The following is a 15422-nucleotide window of genomic DNA, read 5'->3' as shown; positions in this document are numbered from 1 at the left end:
GGGCGGCGGTCACGCCAGCGGGACGGCGAGGAGCACGATCTCCTTGCCGCGCACCTCGATCTTGTAGCGCATCGGCTTGCCGTGCTTCTGGCCGAGCTCCTGCTCGCTCGCCTTGAGGCGGGCGACGAAGGCGTCGCGGGTGATGTGATCCACCGGGTTGCCGAGCGAGCGCTTCGCGGCGATGTACTCGCGGAAGATGCGCGCATAGTACGCGTCCTCCGGCTCCTCGAGCAGCGCCTTGGCGTCGGCCGGGATCTCGTCGGCGGACAGCGCGGCCATCCGCTCGTCGACCTCGAGCGCGTCCCGGAACGACGCCGACGCGGGCGCGCGCGACGGCCGCCCGTCGGCGTCGGTCTCGTCCTCCTGCACGCCGAGGAGCTGGTTGAGGAGCGAGTTCAGCCGGAACACGAGCCCGCCGAGCTCGGCGTGCTCGATCCCGAACCGGAGGTCGGTCCGGCCGTTCATGATGGCGAGCAGGCCGTCCTCGATCTCGGAGATCGGCCGCGAGACGTACGCGTCCAGGAAGTAGGCGGCGACCACGACCAGCACGAGCCCGAGCGCCGTGACCCCGAGCACCGGCCAGAGCAGCGCGCCCGCGGTCCCCGGCGCCTTGAGCTCCGCGATGCTGAGGAGCACCGCCCGCCGCCCGTCGCCGTAGCCGTCGAGCGCCTGCCCCACGGCGCGGTACTCGGCCGGCAGCCCGCCGATGTCGACCATGCGCCCGGAGCCCAGCGCGTGCAGGGCGCCGTCCTTCGCGGGCGACGCCGTGAGCGCCGAGACCAGCTGGGGCGAGGCGTCGCGCGACTTCGCCACCACGTCGAGCCCGTCGCCCGACTGCACCGCGACGACGAGGATCCGGCCGCTCGTGCGCTCGCTCGCGTTGCTCAGCCGCTCGTCGTTCAGCGCGGTGCCCACCGCGACGGCGCCGACGATCTGCCCGGCGTCGTCGCGGACGGGCGCGTAGGACGCGAGCAGCTGCTCGTTGCGCGCCCGGCTCACCCACACGTCCGAGCCGGTCACGCCCTGCTCGATCGCGCGCTTCAGCGACGGGTAGACGGCGCCGAGATCGTCCCCCCGCATGAGGGCGGACGCGTTCCGGCCGAGGACCACGCCCTTCCTGTCGACGAGGACCACGAGCGAGGGCGGGGTCTTGGCGAGCTCGGGCGATGCGGCGACCGCCTCCCGGATCGCGTTGGCCGCGCTCGTGGCGGCCTCGGCGCGCGCCGGGGCGGTGCCCGCGTTGAACGGCTCGCGGAGCCTCGGGCCGCTCGCGTGCGAGGCGAGCCAGCGCTCCAGCACGAGGCCGTCGACCTGGAGCTGCGCCATGGCGGCCGCGAGGGCGCGGGGCGCCTCGCCGGAGGCGGAGATGCTCCCCAGGGAGGCGCGCGCGAGGGTGTACGAAAGCCCTCCGACCATGAGGACAATCACGGCGAAGACTGCGATGATCTTTCCGCGCATCCTGCGTCTCCACTCCTTCTTGTGGGGGCCCAGGGCAAGCTAACATCCGCTGCGGCGCTGCTACAACTCTCCCAACCCGGCACATGGCGCACTTGAATCCACCGCACACCGAAGGCCCGCGCCTCTACGTCGTCGACGACGCGCTGTTCGAACAACACCGCGCGCGGGGCGCGCACCCCGAGCGCCCGGAGCGCCTCGAGGCCGCCCGCCGCGCGATCGCGCGCTGCGCCGCGTCCGGCCTCTCGCTGGAGCGCGTCGCGTCGCGCGACGCGACGCCGGACGAGCTGGCCCGCGCGCACGTCCCGCGGTACCTGGAGTCGCTCGATCGGCTCAGCGGCCACTACGCCGCGCTCGATCCCGACACCTACGTCGTGCCCCGCTCGGTCGACGCGGCGAAGCGGGGCGCGGGCGCGGCGGTGGCGCTGGTGGAGTCGCTGCTCGCCGGCCCCGGCCGGCTCGGGGCCGCGCTGCTGCGCCCGCCTGGCCACCACGCGACGCGCGACACCGGCATGGGCTTCTGCCTGCTGAACAACGTCGCCGTGGCCGCGCGGGCCGCCCTGAGCCGCGGGCTCTCGCGGGTGGCGGTGATCGACTTCGACGTGCACCACGGCAACGGCACGCAGGACATCTTCTGGGACGACCCGCGGGTCCTGTTCTGCTCGCTGCACCAGTGGCCGTTCTATCCCGGCACCGGCGCCGCAGACGAGATCGGCGGGGGCGAGGGCACGGGCTACACGCTGAACGTGCCGCTGTCCGACGGGGCGACGGACGCGGTGTACGAGGCGGCGTTCGACGAGATCGTCCTGCCGGTGCTGGACGAGTACGCGCCCGAGCTCATCCTGGTGTCGGCGGGGTTCGACGCGCACGAGCGCGACCCGATGGCGGCGATGAAGCTGTCGCGGTGGGCCTACGCGGCGATGGGCCGGCGGCTCGCGGCGATGGCGGCCGCGAAGGCGGGGGGCCGGCTCGGCGTCCTCCTGGAGGGCGGCTACGACCTGTCCGCGCTCGAGAACTCGCTCGCCGCGGCGCTGCTCGGCGCGGCGGGCTGCGCGCTACCGGACGAGCCGGCCGGGGCCGCGGCGCAGCCGGCCCAGCGCGCGCCGATCTCGCCGCGCCACCGTGCGGACCTGGACCGGGTCCGCACGGTCGCGCGGCGCCGGTGGACGACGCTCTGAGCCGGCCGGGCGCCGCGGCCGGCGCGCACGGGCACGGGGGCGCGGCCGGGGCGGCGGGGGGGCGGGTGTGGGAGGGCCCACAGGTCGACCCAAAAAAAGCAGATGCGCCGGTGCGTTACCCGATTGCACTTTGCGCGGAGCTGAGTATCCTGCCAGGCCTTCGCAGCCCGCTGGGCCGTGAAGAACGGTGGGTATAGCTCAGTTGGTAGAGCACTGGATTGTGGCTCCAGGTGTCGCGGGTTCAAATCCCGTTACTCACCCCAGGTAGAACAGCCCGAAATCGCTGAAGAAAACGGCGACCCGAGGGCTTCGTGCTGCGCCTTCTCTTGGAGGAGACCCGCGCCGGCCGACCGGTTGCCGGGAAAGAGGTGCTCGCGCAGAAGCTCGGCATGCGGCGCCAGAACGAGCCCGGGCAGGCGAGGCTCTTCGCCGAAGGCGTGCGCGTCGCCGACGAGCAGAGCGCGGAGGACGCTCGGCGCAAAGCTACTTCAGCGCGCAGTAGGCGCGCTGTGGTTCCTGCAACTCCTTCTCGGCATCGCGCAGAAGCGCTGCCGCGTCGTCGCAGTGACTCCCCTCGCCCAGCATCACGCACGCGCGCACGTTCCCAGCGGCGATTCTGAGGTTCACGATCCCGGTGAAGTCCGCCGCCATCTTGTTGAGCTCGGCGCGCACGTCGTCCACGCTTCCGACAGCGTCGGCGCCGCCGCCGTTGCGCGCGAGCTTTCGGAGTTGGCCGAGAAGGGCACGCGCGCGTCGGACCGCACCGTTGCGAGCTTCGAGGCAGACCTTCTCCAGCCGCGCTGTTTCTGCGCCTGACGAGGCTTTTAGGAGCTCGTAGACCAGGGCCGGGTTGCAGTGGCCGTCGTCCCGGCAGGCCTCCCGCATGCGCGCCTCTCGCTGCGCCGCGGTCCACGTCGCGATCTCCTCGCGGGCTGGAAGCGCGGCGTTCGCCGTCGTGGAGGCTGGTGGCTTGGCGGACGTGGAAGCGGGCCGAGCCCCGGCCGGTACCTGTGCCGCCGGCGCCGCCGGGCGACTGTTCGTCTTCGGCTCGAAGGCCGAGCGCGACAGGACCACGAGCAGCACCGCGCCGAAGATGACGCTCCACACGATGATCTGCCGCTTCGAGAGCGCGCCGGGCTGAGCCTGAGGAGGCTCGCCGTCGGGTGTCTGCATGCTCGCAGACTAGGTGCTGAGATGCCCGCCAGTCGACGGGTTGGTGAACGCGAGCGGTACCGGCGGGGGAAGCCCTATCGGTCGATCGCCCGAGGGCTCGGGGTGTCGGTGGGGCACGCTGCGCACCCCCGTCTACAGTTCCAGGGGTGTCCAGGCGGGGACCTCCCGACTTTTCCGCGCAAGGGTTGCGCGAGTGAAACCTGGGTGAACAACCAGCACCCCGAGCAGGCTGGCGCTCTCCTTGCCCTCGCCGCGGCCGAGCATGCGGCTGATGGCCATCGCCCCGGACCGCGCCGAGGAGCTCCGCGCTCGTGCCGAGAGGCGCTCCGGCGAGACGAGAGATGACCTGGCCGAGCGGGCATCCCTCGCCGCCGCCAAGGCCCGGTTCATGCTGAGCGTCGAGCTCGTCATCGCGGGGGAGGCGCTCATTCGCAAGAACCTCGCTGACATCGCCGCCGCGGTCGAGAGCGCCAGGGACGACGCGAAGTGGGCACAGAAGCTCGGGGCCGACGTCAAGCCGATCGGCAACTTCCACAAGCTCGCTCACGTCCAGCACGCGCAATTCCTCGCGCTGCCAGAGAAGGCGCGGCACTGGTACGGTCACAGCCGCTTCTTGGGCTACACCTGCGGTGTCTCGATGCAGCTCGGGGCGGGTGGTAATCCTGAGACGCCTGCCTATCGGTTCGAGCTCAGCCCTCCGAGTAGCGGGGGCGGAGATGCGACGAACACCCGTGATGCGAAGGAGAAGATCGACCGCTGGCTGAACTGCACAACGGCCGACGAGGCTCGCGCGGTGTCGCAGGAGATCGACGCGAAGCGAGAGGCGGAAAAGCTCGCCCGCTTCAAGGCCACCTACGCTCCCCCGCCGCCCGGTGGACTCTGTTTCAGAGCGGACGGGACCGTCCAGCCGCGCGAGCTCCCGCCCGATCTCACGCCGACAAAACAGGAGAGCGGTGACACGTCTGCTGGTACGACGACCCGTTACATGAGCTTCCGCGGGGCGGAAGCCTTGCCGTACGGACGCTTCTACGATCGTTCGGTGCGGCAGCTGGAGCTCGAGATACAGGCGCAGATCGCTGCTGCGAACGACTGGATCGCCCTCGGTCAGTACACCTGAGCGCCAGCGCTCACCTGCGCGCTGGCCGCAACGCCTTGATCAGCGCGGCGATCCCGAGCGTGCGCCACCGATAGAGCGTACTGACCGGCGTGTCCTGCTGCGCGGCGATCTCCTCCATCGGGATCTCGTCGATGTCGTGGGCGATGACGACGGCGCCCTCGTGCTCGGGCAGCTCGCGCAGGGCGTCGAGCAACGCGAGGCGCAGCTCCTCGCGCTCGAGGTCCCGCTCCGCGGTCGGCTCGCGTTCGACGTCGGGCGGGTCAGCAACGAGCTCCTCGCGTCGCGTCCGGGCAGCCTCGAGGTGATGGGAGACGCGGTGAAAGGCCAGCGCGCGCAGCCAGGCACGGAGCGCGCGCACCGGCGGAGCGTCCGGGTCGGGGCGGTAGCGCTCTTCCTCGCTGGCCTCCCACGCGGCGAGGAGCACGTCTTGGGTGAGGTCCTTGACGTCCTCTCTCGTCGCCTGGGTGCCTCGAAGGCTGCGCGCGATGAAGGCCCGGACGATGCCCGCTTGGGCGATGAGCTCCGCCGCGGTCAGCCGCTTCGGGGCGAAACGCCTGTTCCGGATGATGAAGACGGCAGCGAACGCGATGAGCTGCCCGAAGGTCAGGACTATGACGTCCGGCGCCATATGGCTACCCCTTGGACTGGCACGAGAGAGATGTAGAGCGCGATCAGGACCGAGCGCGCGAGCTCCCAGGACTCGAAAAGGCCCACGCGGTACGGGCCGATCAGCATCATCGCCTCACCGATGATCAAGAACCCTGCGGCGAGGTGATGGGTCCGGCCTCGCTCGTCTCCGAGGAACCACGAGATCAGGCACCCGACCGACACGCACAGGGCGGCGAGCTGCAAGGCCAGGTAGGCCTTCCCGAGGAGCTCTCCCCGGAAGGTGGGGTATCCGGCGGCGAGAATCGCGACCGCGACGAGGTAGACCGCGAGCACGCCCCACGGGCGCCGCCGCCCGAAGATCCACACCGCGAGCGCGGCCACCCCGGCCATCCAGCCCACGAACATCGCTGACTCGAAGTGGAAGGCCGCCCGCACCCATCCCGTGAACGGGGCGCCCTCGAGCTCGGCGCGAGCGGGCCGAAGCACCTGCGCGCCGATCAACTCCCGGACGGCGTCGCTCCCGAGGCCGTAGGCGAGCAGCCAGGCGATCGGTCGGTGCTCACGCTGATGCCGCGCGACGATCCAGGAGAGGAGCGTCGCCAGGGCGGAGAAGCCCCATAGCGCCGGGATCACGGCGACGCCTGGGCTTGCGGGTGGGCGACGGGGTGGTCAGGGCCAGGGGCGCGGGCGGCGCCCCCGCGCGGCGCTGTCAGGGCTTCGGGAGACGGTGCGGCGGGCACGGCGCCGACCGTACGCGGCGCTTCCAGGTGGGCCAAGAAAGGGCGGTTCCTACGCCGATGAGGGCAAGGAACTCGAGGAACCTGCCGATGATGCCGGGATCCGGGGGGGTGATGGGCATGCGGGCGAGGCTACCAGCGCCGGCCCGTGGACGTCGTCCACTTTCTTGGCTCGGCCGGTCTACCTGTGGCACGCGCGCGCACGCGCGAGGGGGTGGCCAGCGTCAAGAGGAAAGGCGCTCCCGAGCGGCAGCTCTTCGCCGCCCGATCGCCCCGACAGCGCCGCGCCCGCGGGCTGGACGAGCGCGGAAGCTACCAGGGCTTCCCGCCGGTGGGTGACGATTTCGTGAGAGAAGATCGGGCGCATCCGTAATGCCGCGACCGGAGCGGGGCGCTGCAGGCTGGGGGGCCGGCCGTCGAGCTGCGCTTCGTGCGCTATGCTGGCCGGGCTCGAGGCGCAGCGCCGCCGGCGTCTACGTCGCCCTCGAGGGTTGCCCGCCCCACGGGGAGCTCGCCGCCCTGGCCGTGGCCGTCGCCCGCGGGGAGCTCGCCCTCGAGGCGCAGCTCGACATGGTGCTCCGCGCTCCGCGCGCGCGGGGTGAGCGGGGTCACGGCGCGAGCTCTGCCGGCGCTAGCCCCCCGCGCTCCGCGCGCGCGGGGTGAGCGGGGGCAACCGTAGAGATGAAGTCTACGGTTGCGGACCGCGCTCGCGCGCGTGGGGGGTGATCGGATCAGGGGTCGAAACCGGCCGCAAACGCCCGGAATCGCTCAAGTCCAGGCGATCGCCTGGGAAGACTGGCGCCCCTCGAGGCGTGCCTCGTGCCTCGTGCCTCGCCGCCCTCGCCGCCGGCGGTGGCACCGCGCCGGCCCTGGAAGGCCTCGAGGTGCCGATCTGGAGCTCGGCGCAGCCGTGCTGCCGGGCGGGGCGCTTACCGGCGCAGCGCTACGACGGCGAGCCCGACGGCGAGCCCGAGAGCGAGCGTGAGCGCGAGCGGGTCCGGCGGTTCGATGCTCGCGGCGCTCGGCGGAGGCTCCGAGGTCATCGCCTCGACGCCCGGCCATGGCGGTGTAGCGCCGGCGACAAGGGGGTGCGGCGGGGTGATGCCGGCGACACCGGGGTGCGGCGGGAAAACCCCGGGAAAACCCGCACTTCGCAACGCCCGCAAGCGCCTTGTGGCTCCAGGTGTCGCGGGTTCAAATCCCGTTACTCACCCCAGGTAGAACAGCCCGAAATCGCTGAAGAAAACGGCGGCCCGAGGGCTTCAGAGGCAAGAGGTAGACGAAGTCGAGGGCGCGGATAGCGCGGCGGGTCCAGGCCCGTCCCTGGCGACCCGGCCCTGACCTCCAGGCCGCGCGCGTCGCGTGGACGGCCGTGGGCCCAGGGCGGCGGGCCGCGTCGAGCACGTCGGCCTCGAGCGTCCGGGCGATCGGGGTCGACCCCCCACGCGCCGCGCGCCCTCGCGCGTCGCCCATGACCGAGACCTGCCTGGGCTCGCCGCGAGGCAGGGCCGCGCGGGCCAGCGCCTCGGCGGCGCTCGCAAGAGGGATGTCACGGGCTGCCCGCGGGAAGAGGGAACCAGGAACACGCGCATGACCGGCGTGCGCCGCTCGCCCGGTCACCTCGATTCATGGATATCCACCCAGCGCGGTGAGCGCTTGTCCACGCGGACGGAGACAGCAAGTCTTTTTCTCGTAACCCGTTCGCCACAAAGCCCGCGTAGCGTCCGCGCCCATGCACACCACCTCTCCCGGGCGCCGCGCGCGGGCCGCGCGCCTCATGACTGTCATCCTCCTCGCAGCCGGCGCGACGCCGCTCAGCGCGTGTGTCGTCGAATCGAGCGAAGCGTCGGAACGTGCCGAGTTGCCGGCCCCCGGCGCCGTCGACGTCGTCCAGCCGATCACGCTGTCCGACCGCGCGCGCGTGCCCGAGAAGGAGCCGGGGTTCCTCGGCGCGGAGCTCGGGAGCCATGAACTCGTCATCACCCATGACGGCAGCCTGCCGCCGTTCGCGCCGGGCGACGTGCTCGGCGGCACGCAGGGCGGCGGCTACCTCATCCGCGTCGTCCGCGTCCGCGCGCTCGACGCGATGCGCGTGGCGCTCGAGACGACGCCCGCCTACCTCACGGAGTTCATGACCGAGGGGCACTTCCGCGTCCACTACGACGCTCGCGAGTACGCGCGCGCCCTCGACGCGCACGCGGCCCGCGCCCGCGAGCTCGGCGAGGAGGACGGCGAGCCGATCGCGAGCCAGGCCGAGGCCCTGAAGGTCTCGTCCGGCGCCTCGCTCAAGCTCGTCGATCTCTCCTCGGCCGCGCTCCCCGCGTCGTGCGGGGTCACCGCGCACGGGGCGGCGGAGCTCGACGTCGAGGCCGAGCTCTCCCCGGTGCTCGACCTCGAGGTCCACGTCGGCCCGAGGGGCAAGCTCAACCCGGTGCCCGAGCTGAAGCAGCTCCGTTTCGTCGCGTCCGGCGAGCTCGATGTGACCGCCAGGCTCCGCGGCGCGGGCACGGTCGAGGGGCGCTGCACGGTCGATCTCCTCGCGCTCGCCGGCGGCGTCCCGAGCCTGCCCCTCCCGACGCTGACGTTCTGGGTGGGTCCCGTGCCCGTGATCGTCACGACGGAGGTCGTGCCGAGGGCGAAGGCCGATCTGGGGCTGTCCTTCACGGCCGCCGAGGTGACCGCCGAGGCGCAGGCGACCGCCGAGATCGCGGCCGGGGTCGATTACCGGAACGAGGAGTGGCGCACGATCTGGGAGCCCTCCTGCTCGGCGTCGGGCACGGCGGAGGTCGGGGCGCCCGGCCCGATCACGGCGTCCGGCAAGGTGAGCGCCGGCGCGGAGCTCCGGGCGCGCCTGTACGGGATCCTCGGCCCGAACGTCGGCGTGCAGGCCTATGCGCGCGTCACGGCGGAGACCGCGCCGCCTTATTGCTCGTACGACGCGCGCGTCGACGGCGGCGTGCGCGCCTACGCCCAGGCGGAGGCCGGCGTGTCGGTCGGCCCGCTCGATCTCACGTTCAAGAGCCTCGATCTGGTCGATCTCGAGCTTTTGCACTTCGACGGGCCGCGCACCTCGGGCGCGCTCCGCGACGCGCCCGAGTGCCGCGAGCCGCGCTGATCCGGCGCTCTGGCCGGGAGGCGAGGCGCCCCGCCCCCCTCGCGCGCTCGCCGGCTCAAGGCTCCACGCAGGCCACGTAGTCGCACGACGCCTCGTTCACGCACTCCTCGGATCGCTCGATCAGGTCGTTGCCCTGGATGCCGAGGCACGCGGTCTCGCAGCTCGTCTGGTTCGGCGGCGGATTCCCGCGCTCCTCCTCGCACAGGATCCGGTGTTTGCAGAGCTCATGGCACGAGTGCAAGATCTCTTCGTCCTTGCATCCTGCGGCGACCAACCCAAGAGCGAGCGCGACGACGAGGGGAATCGTTCGGAGTTCTGCGTTCTTCATGATCAGCCCATCTCGGTTGTGGAACGGCGTTCTTCTCGGGGAGCGACCCCGCCGTCGACCTCTGGCCTGGGTCATCGTGCGTGACGCGAGCGCGGGGCGCGGCGCGGGACCGGCGCCCTGGCTCGAGCCCGAGAGCCTCACCAGGAGGCCACGCGTCCGCGCCCAGCATAGACGAATCCCGCGCAGCCGCCCACGGCGCGCGCGGGCTGAGGCGCGCGCGCCGAAGGACACCTCGCCGCGCTGGCCCGATACGCCTGGCGTGTTACATTGCGGCATGGGCGCTCCCGTGCGCCCACAGACGCCGAGGACGGATGCCATCCAAGCAAGCCGACACCCCGCTCGAGGCTGATCCGGGCCAGCGGTGGGCGCAAGAGAAGCCCGCGGCCACGCGGCTTCCGCAAAGCACGCTCCGCGGCAGGCGGATCATCGAGCGGCTGAAGCGCCGCCGCGAGGAGGCGGTCTGACGCCGCAGGGACGCGAGGCGCGCTCGACCGAAGGACGGCGAGATCTGTGGCGGACGCTGGCCCAGCTGGTGCTCAGCCTGGGCGCCCTGTTCGGGGCGATCGCGCTCGCGGCGCACGTCGCGCGCGACCCGCTCGACGCGCTCGGCCGCGCGTTCGTGGAGCGCTTCGGCCTCGCCGGGATGTTCCTCGGCACCTACCTGGCCGACGCGTTCTCGTTCCCGATCCCCCCGCAGTTCTACATGCTGACGGCGATCTCCTCGGGAGGCCCGCAGGTCGCGCCCATGGTCGTGATCTCGGTGGCCTCGCTCCTCGCCGGCAGCACGGGTTACCTCCTCGCCGGGCACCTCGCGCGCTTCCGCATCCTCGCGGCGCGCCTCGAGCGGACGCGGCCCAGGATAGACCGCCTGTTCGCGCGTTACGGGTACTGGGCGATCGCGATCGGGAGCCTCACGCCGGTCCCCTTCTCGATGCTCTGTTACCTGTCGGGGCTGTACCGGATCCCGCCGCGCTACTTCGTCACGCTGGTGCTGTTCCGCGTGCCGCGGCTCATCCTCTTTTATGCGCTCATCCGGCTGGGATGGAGCCAGTGAAGCCCTGGTACGAGCGCTACCCGGAGCTCTCCGTCTCTTCCGACGAGGGGTTCACCCTGACGCGCTCCAGGATCTGATCGACCATGCCGAGGTCGATCCCGGAGCGCTCCACCACGTTCCTGGAGAACAGCCGAGTCGCCTCCTTCGCGAGCTCCTCGTCCGGGAGGAACGGCCGCGCGGGCGACCGCGGCGCCGGCAGGCCGATCTCCTTCTCCAGCTCGGAGATCGCCCGGATCATCTCCTGATAGCACGCCGACACGATCTGCACGGAGAACGGGAACACCTGGGCATTGCCCCTGCCGGCGCGCACGGCGTGCAGCGTCGCGGCGACCTGCTCCGCGAACTGCCGACTCCCGAACGCGTTGGCCATCTGCGCGTAGACCGCGATCGACTCCTGGTCTGCCGCGAGATCCTCCTCTCTCGTGTGCGGCGCGCCGGGCCCCGGCGCCGACGACCACCGGACGACGATCCGGGCGTAGTCGTCGAGCGCGCGCCGCTGCAGCGCCAGCCGCTGCAGGAGCGCCTCTCGCCGCTGCCGCGTGAGCTCCGCGCTCTCCTCGCGCTCGGCCCGGCGGTCCCCGCTGAGCTCTGCCGATCTGCGCGCGAGGTAAGCGCCGATGAAGAGGGCGACGCCGTTGCTAACAGCGATGAAGAGCATCTCCAGAATCTTGGGATCCATGCCGGTTCTCGAGACTTCTAGCACGTTCGCGCTGAACGCAGTGATATGCCGCACGACACGAAGAAAACTTGACGGCCGCCCTCCTCCCGTGCAGGTGCGCCGCCCCCCCCCACAGGCGGCCGCGGCGCGGGCGGAGGCGCGCGGCGATCGTGATAGGATGCTCGCATGAGCGGTTCACGCGACGAGGGGGCCGGCCCGCACCTCTCGGGGCTCGAGGCGCCCCTGCGCGAGGCGCTCGAGAGGAGCCTCGCCGACCGGCTCGCGGGGAGCCCCGGGGCGGCGCTCAACCTCGACAACGCGTTCTGGGGCGCCCCCGCGCCCCGCGACCTCGGCGAGGCGCTCACCCGGCTCGGACCGACGTGCCTCAACGTGGTCGCGCGCATCTTCGAGCGGCTCCGCGACATCGATCCTGCGCTCGGGCTGTGGAGCCAGATCAGGTATCTGCGCAACGTGTGGTGCGGTGGGAGCGCGGGATTCAAGGTGGTCTACGCCGAGCCGGCCGCGATGCGCGAGCGGCTCGACGGCCTGCTCGCGGGGGCGGGCGGCCGCCGCGTCGCGCGTGACACGGTCCTCGGGGGGATCGAGCACCAGCGGGGCGCGCTGCTCGGCGCGCTCGCCAGGAGCTGGCCCGCGCTCCTCGGCGGCGGCGAGCCGCTCGACGCCGACACGTGGCGCGAGGTGCATGAGCCCGATCAGGAGGCGGTGCACCTCTGCGTGGGCAAGATCGAGCCCCGGCCGCCGGAGCTCGACGACATCCACCTGGACTGGAGATCTCCGGTGGTGGGCGTGGACGAGGCCGCTCGCCGCTGCCGGTACGGTCTCCTCATCAGCGTGGTCCACTGGTTGCAGGCGCGCTTCGGCCTCGGCAAGCCGGTGTTCCCCTTCCAGCGCATCGACGAGGAGCTCGCCGCGCTCTCCGAGCGCCGCCGGGAGGCGGCGGCCTGGGCCGCGTTCGCGGCGCGCTGGCGCGACGCGCGGTGGACGCTCGCGATGCGGGGCAGCGAGGGGGCCCGGGAGGCGCTCGGCTGGCTCCGCGCGTGCGAGGCGCTGATCTCGGCGCAGGAGGAGGCCTGAGGCAGCCGCCCATGCCCTACCCCGCCCCCGATGGCACCGAGCTGATCGAGCACCTCGGCACGGGCGCCACCTTCGACGTGGCGCTGGTCCGGCCGAGGAGCCGCACGCCCGTGGCGCCCCCCGCCCCGCTCCCCGTCCCCCTCGTTTGCAAGCGCCTCGCCCCGGGCGCCCTCCACGCGCACGCCGGGCGGGCCGCCATGATCCGCGAGGCCAGGGCGCTCGCCCTCGCGCGGCACCCGGCCCTGCCCACGCTCGCGCGCGTCGGCGCCGATCGCCACGGCCCCTTCCTGCTCGAGAGCCGGCGCGAGGGCGCCTCGCTCCGCGACGTGCTCGACGGATGGCGCGACCGCGGCCGACCGCCGCCCGCCTCGCTCCTCGTCCACATCGTCAGGACCGCGATCGAGACCCTCGCCGAGCTCCAGGAGCTGGAGGACGCCGGGGGGCCGCTCCGCTTCGTGCACGGCGATCTCGGCCCCGATCACGTCCTGCTCGGCCCGCTCGGCGACATCGGCCTCGTCGACCTCGGCGCTGCGCGGTTCCGGGGCATGGATCCGGACCTCGAGACCGCCGACCGGGGCACCGTCCCGTTCGTCGCTCCCGAGATCGCCCGCGGTGAATCGCCGCCGACCCCGCGCGGCGACGTCTACGCGATGGCGGCGACCCTCGTCGCCTTCGCCACCGGCGCGCCGCTCACGCGCGCGAGCGAGCCGGCCGCGATGCTGCTCGAGATCAGCGAGTCGGGCCTCTGCCTCGACGCCCTCGCGGCCGTGGAGGCGCTCGCGCCGGGGCAGCGCCGCGCCCTCGCGCGGGCGCTCGACCGCGACCCCGAGCGCCGCATCGGCACCGCGCGGGCGCTGCTCGACGCGCTCGACGCGGCCGCGCCGCGGCCCGCGCCCGGCGCGCCCGGCACACCCGATGCGCCCGGCGCGACCCTCGAGCGCGCGCCCGGCCCCGATGGCCGCCAAGATCGTGGACACACGGGGCCCGAGGGCTCACCCTCGCCCGCATGAAACCCCACCTAGGCCACGACAAGCTCGCCCTCGACACGCTCGCCGTCCATGCCGGACAGCCGCCGGATCCGACGAGCGGCGCCGTCATGACCCCGATCGTCCTCGCGAGCACCTTCGCCCAGGAGCGGCCGGGCCAGCACAAGGGGTTCGAGTACTCGCGCAGCGGCAACCCCACCCGCAAGGCGCTCGAGGCGTGCCTCGCCGCCCTCGAAGGGGGGCGGCACGGCTTCGCGTTCGGGAGCGGCTCCGCGGCGGCCGCCACCCTGCTCCACACGCTCCGGCCCGGCGATCACGTGCTCTCGGGCGACGACGTCTACGGCGGCACCTTCCGGCTCTTCGACAAGGTCATGCGGCCGATGGGCATCACCTCGGCCTCGGTCGACATGCGCGACCTCGACGTCGTCCGCGAGGCCCTGACCCCGGCCACGCGCATGATCTGGATCGAGACCCCGACGAACCCCATGCTCAAGATCTTCGACATCGCGGCGCTCGCGGACATCGCGCGCGCGCACGGGGCGCTGCTCGTCGTCGACAACACCTTCGCCACGCCGGTGCTCCAGCGGCCGCTCGCCCTCGGCGCCCACGTCGTGGCGCACTCGACCACGAAGTACCTGAACGGCCACTCGGACGTCGTCGGCGGGGCGCTCGTCACGTCGGAGGACGCCCTCGCCGAGCGGGTCGCGTTCCTGCAGAACGCGCTCGGCGCGGTGCCGAGCCCGTTCGATTGTTACATGGTGCTCCGCGGGCTCAAGACGCTCGGGGTGCGCGTCCGCCAGCAGTGCGCGTCGGCGGCGCGCATCGCCGAGCGGCTCGCCGAGCACCCCGCCGTCCGCGCGGTGCACTACCCCGGCCTCCCCACGCACGCGGGCCACGCGCTCGCCGCGCGGCAGATGCAGGCGCCCGGGGCGATGATCTCGTTCGTCGTGCGCGGCGGCCTCCCCGTCGCCTCGCGCTTCCTGGAGCGGCTCGCGATCTTCTCGTGCGCGGAGAGCCTCGGGGGCGTCGAGTCGCTCGCCGAGCACCCCGCCCTCATGACCCACGCCTCCGTGCCCGCCGAGGCGCGGGAGGCGCTCGGCATCGACGGCGGCCTCCTCCGGCTCTCGGTCGGCCTCGAGGCGAGCGAGGACCTCTGGCAGGACATCGCGCAGGCGCTCGACGACGCGCACGCGGCGCCGAGCGCCTGAGCGCGCGCACGCGGCGCCGGGCGCCGGAGCGCGCGGACGCGCGAGCGCCGGGCGCGTCGGCGAAGGCCGTTTGCTCACGAGCGCCGGAGTACGATAAAAGCGAGGTGCGGCCTCGGGGCCGCCATCTACCAACGGAGCGTTCGATGAGTCTCGCCCGCCTCGGCTTCGTGCCCGTGCTCGGCCTTCTCCCCCTGCTCGGCTTCGGCTGCAGCGACCCGGCGCCGCCCACCCCGCGCGGCGCCTTCACGCTGAGCTTCGTCGGCGGGGGCTCCACCTGCAACACGACGGGGCACGGCGCGAACCTCGGCGTGGTGAGCCAGGACAGGAAGGACGAGGTGCTCGCTGACGGCGACGGCGCCGTGGTCGAGTGCGACGTGTCCGGCTCGGGCAGCTTCTCGGTCTCCGGGAGGGCCAGAGACACCGCCAACGCCGAGGAAATCCAGGTCACCATCGACGGCATCACCCCCCAGGCCTCGCAGGCGGAGCCCGCGACGGGCTACATCAGCTTCTCCTCGGCCAGGACGGGCGGCGAGGTCTTCGTCTCCGATCCGGACGATCCGTGCCGCTTCTGGTTCACCCCGGGGAGCCAGCAAGGGGTCGACGCGGGCAAGATCTGGGCTGTCTTCGAGTGCCCGAGGATGCTCAACGAGGGCTACGTCTGCTCCATCCGGGGCGGCGTCCTGGCCTTCGACAGCTGCGGGATCTGACC

The 15422-nt window shown here is 72.8% G+C and carries 16 protein-coding genes and 1 tRNA gene; 10 read left to right on the top strand and 7 right to left on the bottom strand.

The genetic code is table 11. The annotated features are described in order from the left end of the window. Positions 1-9 precede the first annotated feature (9 nt). Entirely contained in the window at positions 10-1458 is a 1449-nt protein-coding gene (locus WMF31_RS09370; RefSeq protein ID WP_436601598.1) for an MXAN_5187 C-terminal domain-containing protein, read from the bottom strand. Positions 1459-1541: 83 nt separating this feature from the next. Here WMF31_RS09370 and WMF31_RS09365 point away from each other — a divergent pair, with 83 nt between their 5' ends. Further along, positions 1542-2633: a histone deacetylase family protein gene (locus WMF31_RS09365; RefSeq protein ID WP_436601597.1), complete on the top strand. Its 1092-nt coding sequence runs from the start codon at positions 1542-1544 to the stop codon at positions 2631-2633. 187 nt (positions 2634-2820) lie between these two features. Beyond that, positions 2821-2896, top strand: a tRNA-His gene (locus WMF31_RS09360). A gap of 220 nt (positions 2897-3116) precedes the next feature. Here WMF31_RS09360 and WMF31_RS09355 read toward each other — a convergent pair. After that, a complete protein-coding gene (locus tag WMF31_RS09355) occupies positions 3117-3806 on the bottom strand; it encodes a hypothetical protein (protein ID WP_436601596.1) in 690 nt (229 codons plus the stop codon). Between the two features lie 271 nt (positions 3807-4077). Between WMF31_RS09355 and WMF31_RS09350 the strand changes: the two genes are divergently transcribed. Continuing rightward, complete coding sequence (locus tag WMF31_RS09350; RefSeq protein WP_436601595.1) at positions 4078-4923, top strand: hypothetical protein; 846 nt, start codon at positions 4078-4080, stop codon at positions 4921-4923. A gap of 10 nt (positions 4924-4933) precedes the next feature. On the opposite strand, the gene WMF31_RS09345 is transcribed toward WMF31_RS09350, so the two are convergent. The 3 genes from WMF31_RS09345 to WMF31_RS09335 form a co-directional block, all read right to left on the bottom strand. Continuing rightward, on the bottom strand, positions 4934-5551 hold the full coding sequence (locus WMF31_RS09345) for an RNA polymerase sigma factor (protein ID WP_436601594.1): 618 nt from the start codon (positions 5549-5551) through the stop codon (positions 4934-4936). Next, entirely contained in the window at positions 5533-6165 is a 633-nt protein-coding gene (locus tag WMF31_RS09340; protein WP_436601593.1) for a hypothetical protein, read from the bottom strand. The genes WMF31_RS09345 and WMF31_RS09340 overlap by 19 nt, the downstream gene beginning before the upstream one ends. Before the next feature lie 539 nt (positions 6166-6704). After that, positions 6705-6881, bottom strand: coding sequence for a hypothetical protein (locus WMF31_RS09335; protein WP_436601592.1), 177 nt, complete (start codon positions 6879-6881; stop codon positions 6705-6707). A gap of 1120 nt (positions 6882-8001) precedes the next feature. Between WMF31_RS09335 and WMF31_RS09330 the strand changes: the two genes are divergently transcribed. After that, positions 8002-9384 carry a hypothetical protein gene (locus WMF31_RS09330; protein WP_436601591.1) on the top strand — a complete coding sequence of 461 codons (1383 nt, stop codon included), beginning with the start codon at positions 8002-8004 and terminating at the stop codon, positions 9382-9384. A gap of 55 nt (positions 9385-9439) precedes the next feature. Here WMF31_RS09330 and WMF31_RS09325 read toward each other — a convergent pair whose 3' ends face one another. Beyond that, positions 9440-9712 (bottom strand): hypothetical protein, encoded by a 273-nt coding sequence (locus WMF31_RS09325; RefSeq protein ID WP_129351703.1) that lies wholly within the window; start codon positions 9710-9712, stop codon positions 9440-9442. A gap of 311 nt (positions 9713-10023) precedes the next feature. On the opposite strand from WMF31_RS09325, the gene WMF31_RS09320 reads away from it, so the two are divergent. Continuing rightward, positions 10024-10176 carry a hypothetical protein gene (locus WMF31_RS09320; protein ID WP_436601590.1) on the top strand — a complete coding sequence of 51 codons (153 nt, stop codon included), beginning with the start codon at positions 10024-10026 and terminating at the stop codon, positions 10174-10176. A 68-nt stretch (positions 10177-10244) separates the two neighbouring features. After that, entirely contained in the window at positions 10245-10766 is a 522-nt protein-coding gene (locus tag WMF31_RS09315; RefSeq protein ID WP_436601589.1) for a YqaA family protein, read from the top strand. A gap of 16 nt (positions 10767-10782) precedes the next feature. Here WMF31_RS09315 and WMF31_RS09310 read toward each other — a convergent pair whose 3' ends face one another. Next, on the bottom strand, positions 10783-11445 hold the full coding sequence (locus WMF31_RS09310) for a hypothetical protein (protein ID WP_436601588.1): 663 nt from the start codon (positions 11443-11445) through the stop codon (positions 10783-10785). 165 nt (positions 11446-11610) lie between these two features. On the opposite strand from WMF31_RS09310, the gene WMF31_RS09305 reads away from it, so the two are divergent. From WMF31_RS09305 to WMF31_RS09290, 4 genes are all read left to right on the top strand, one after another. Then, the gene (locus WMF31_RS09305; RefSeq protein ID WP_436601587.1) at positions 11611-12519 is read left to right on the top strand and encodes a hypothetical protein; all 909 of its coding nucleotides are present in this window, start codon (positions 11611-11613) and stop codon (positions 12517-12519) included. Between the two features lie 11 nt (positions 12520-12530). Next, a complete protein-coding gene (locus WMF31_RS09300) occupies positions 12531-13529 on the top strand; it encodes a protein kinase domain-containing protein (RefSeq protein ID WP_436601586.1) in 999 nt (332 codons plus the stop codon). Then, a complete protein-coding gene (locus WMF31_RS09295) occupies positions 13526-14713 on the top strand; it encodes a cystathionine gamma-synthase (RefSeq protein WP_436601585.1) in 1188 nt (395 codons plus the stop codon). Before WMF31_RS09300 ends, WMF31_RS09295 begins: the two co-directional genes overlap by 4 nt. A 143-nt stretch (positions 14714-14856) precedes the next feature. Then, positions 14857-15420: a hypothetical protein gene (locus WMF31_RS09290; RefSeq protein WP_436601584.1), complete on the top strand. Its 564-nt coding sequence runs from the start codon at positions 14857-14859 to the stop codon at positions 15418-15420. Positions 15421-15422: the final 2 nt, after the last annotated feature.

Origin of the sequence: Sorangium sp. So ce1036, assembly GCF_051369805.1 — a bacterium.
GTDB lineage: Bacteria > Myxococcota_A > Polyangia > Polyangiales > Polyangiaceae > Sorangium > Sorangium cellulosum_F.
The sequence above is the reverse complement of the archived record's forward strand: the minus strand, read 5'-3'. Positions and strand labels throughout refer to the sequence as shown.

What these genes read in the sequence shown, in the direction of transcription:
- WMF31_RS09325 (WP_129351703.1), bottom strand. Translation starts at nt 9,712, where the DNA reads ATGAAGAACGCAGAACTCCGAACGATTCCCCTCGTCGTCGCGCTCGCT.
- WMF31_RS09370 (WP_436601598.1), bottom strand. Translation starts at nt 1,458, where the DNA reads ATGCGCGGAAAGATCATCGCAGTCTTCGCCGTGATTGTCCTCATGGTC.
- WMF31_RS09345 (WP_436601594.1), bottom strand. Translation starts at nt 5,551, where the DNA reads ATGGCGCCGGACGTCATAGTCCTGACCTTCGGGCAGCTCATCGCGTTC.
- WMF31_RS09310 (WP_436601588.1), bottom strand. Translation starts at nt 11,445, where the DNA reads ATGGATCCCAAGATTCTGGAGATGCTCTTCATCGCTGTTAGCAACGGC.
- WMF31_RS09295 (WP_436601585.1), top strand. Translation starts at nt 13,526, where the DNA reads ATGAAACCCCACCTAGGCCACGACAAGCTCGCCCTCGACACGCTCGCC.
- WMF31_RS09305 (WP_436601587.1), top strand. Translation starts at nt 11,611, where the DNA reads ATGAGCGGTTCACGCGACGAGGGGGCCGGCCCGCACCTCTCGGGGCTC.
- WMF31_RS09300 (WP_436601586.1), top strand. Translation starts at nt 12,531, where the DNA reads ATGCCCTACCCCGCCCCCGATGGCACCGAGCTGATCGAGCACCTCGGC.
- WMF31_RS09330 (WP_436601591.1), top strand. Translation starts at nt 8,002, where the DNA reads ATGCACACCACCTCTCCCGGGCGCCGCGCGCGGGCCGCGCGCCTCATG.
- WMF31_RS09320 (WP_436601590.1), top strand. Translation starts at nt 10,024, where the DNA reads ATGCCATCCAAGCAAGCCGACACCCCGCTCGAGGCTGATCCGGGCCAG.
- WMF31_RS09350 (WP_436601595.1), top strand. Translation starts at nt 4,078, where the DNA reads ATGGCCATCGCCCCGGACCGCGCCGAGGAGCTCCGCGCTCGTGCCGAG.
- WMF31_RS09365 (WP_436601597.1), top strand. Translation starts at nt 1,542, where the DNA reads ATGGCGCACTTGAATCCACCGCACACCGAAGGCCCGCGCCTCTACGTC.
- WMF31_RS09290 (WP_436601584.1), top strand. Translation starts at nt 14,857, where the DNA reads ATGAGTCTCGCCCGCCTCGGCTTCGTGCCCGTGCTCGGCCTTCTCCCC.
- WMF31_RS09355 (WP_436601596.1), bottom strand. Translation starts at nt 3,806, where the DNA reads ATGCAGACACCCGACGGCGAGCCTCCTCAGGCTCAGCCCGGCGCGCTC.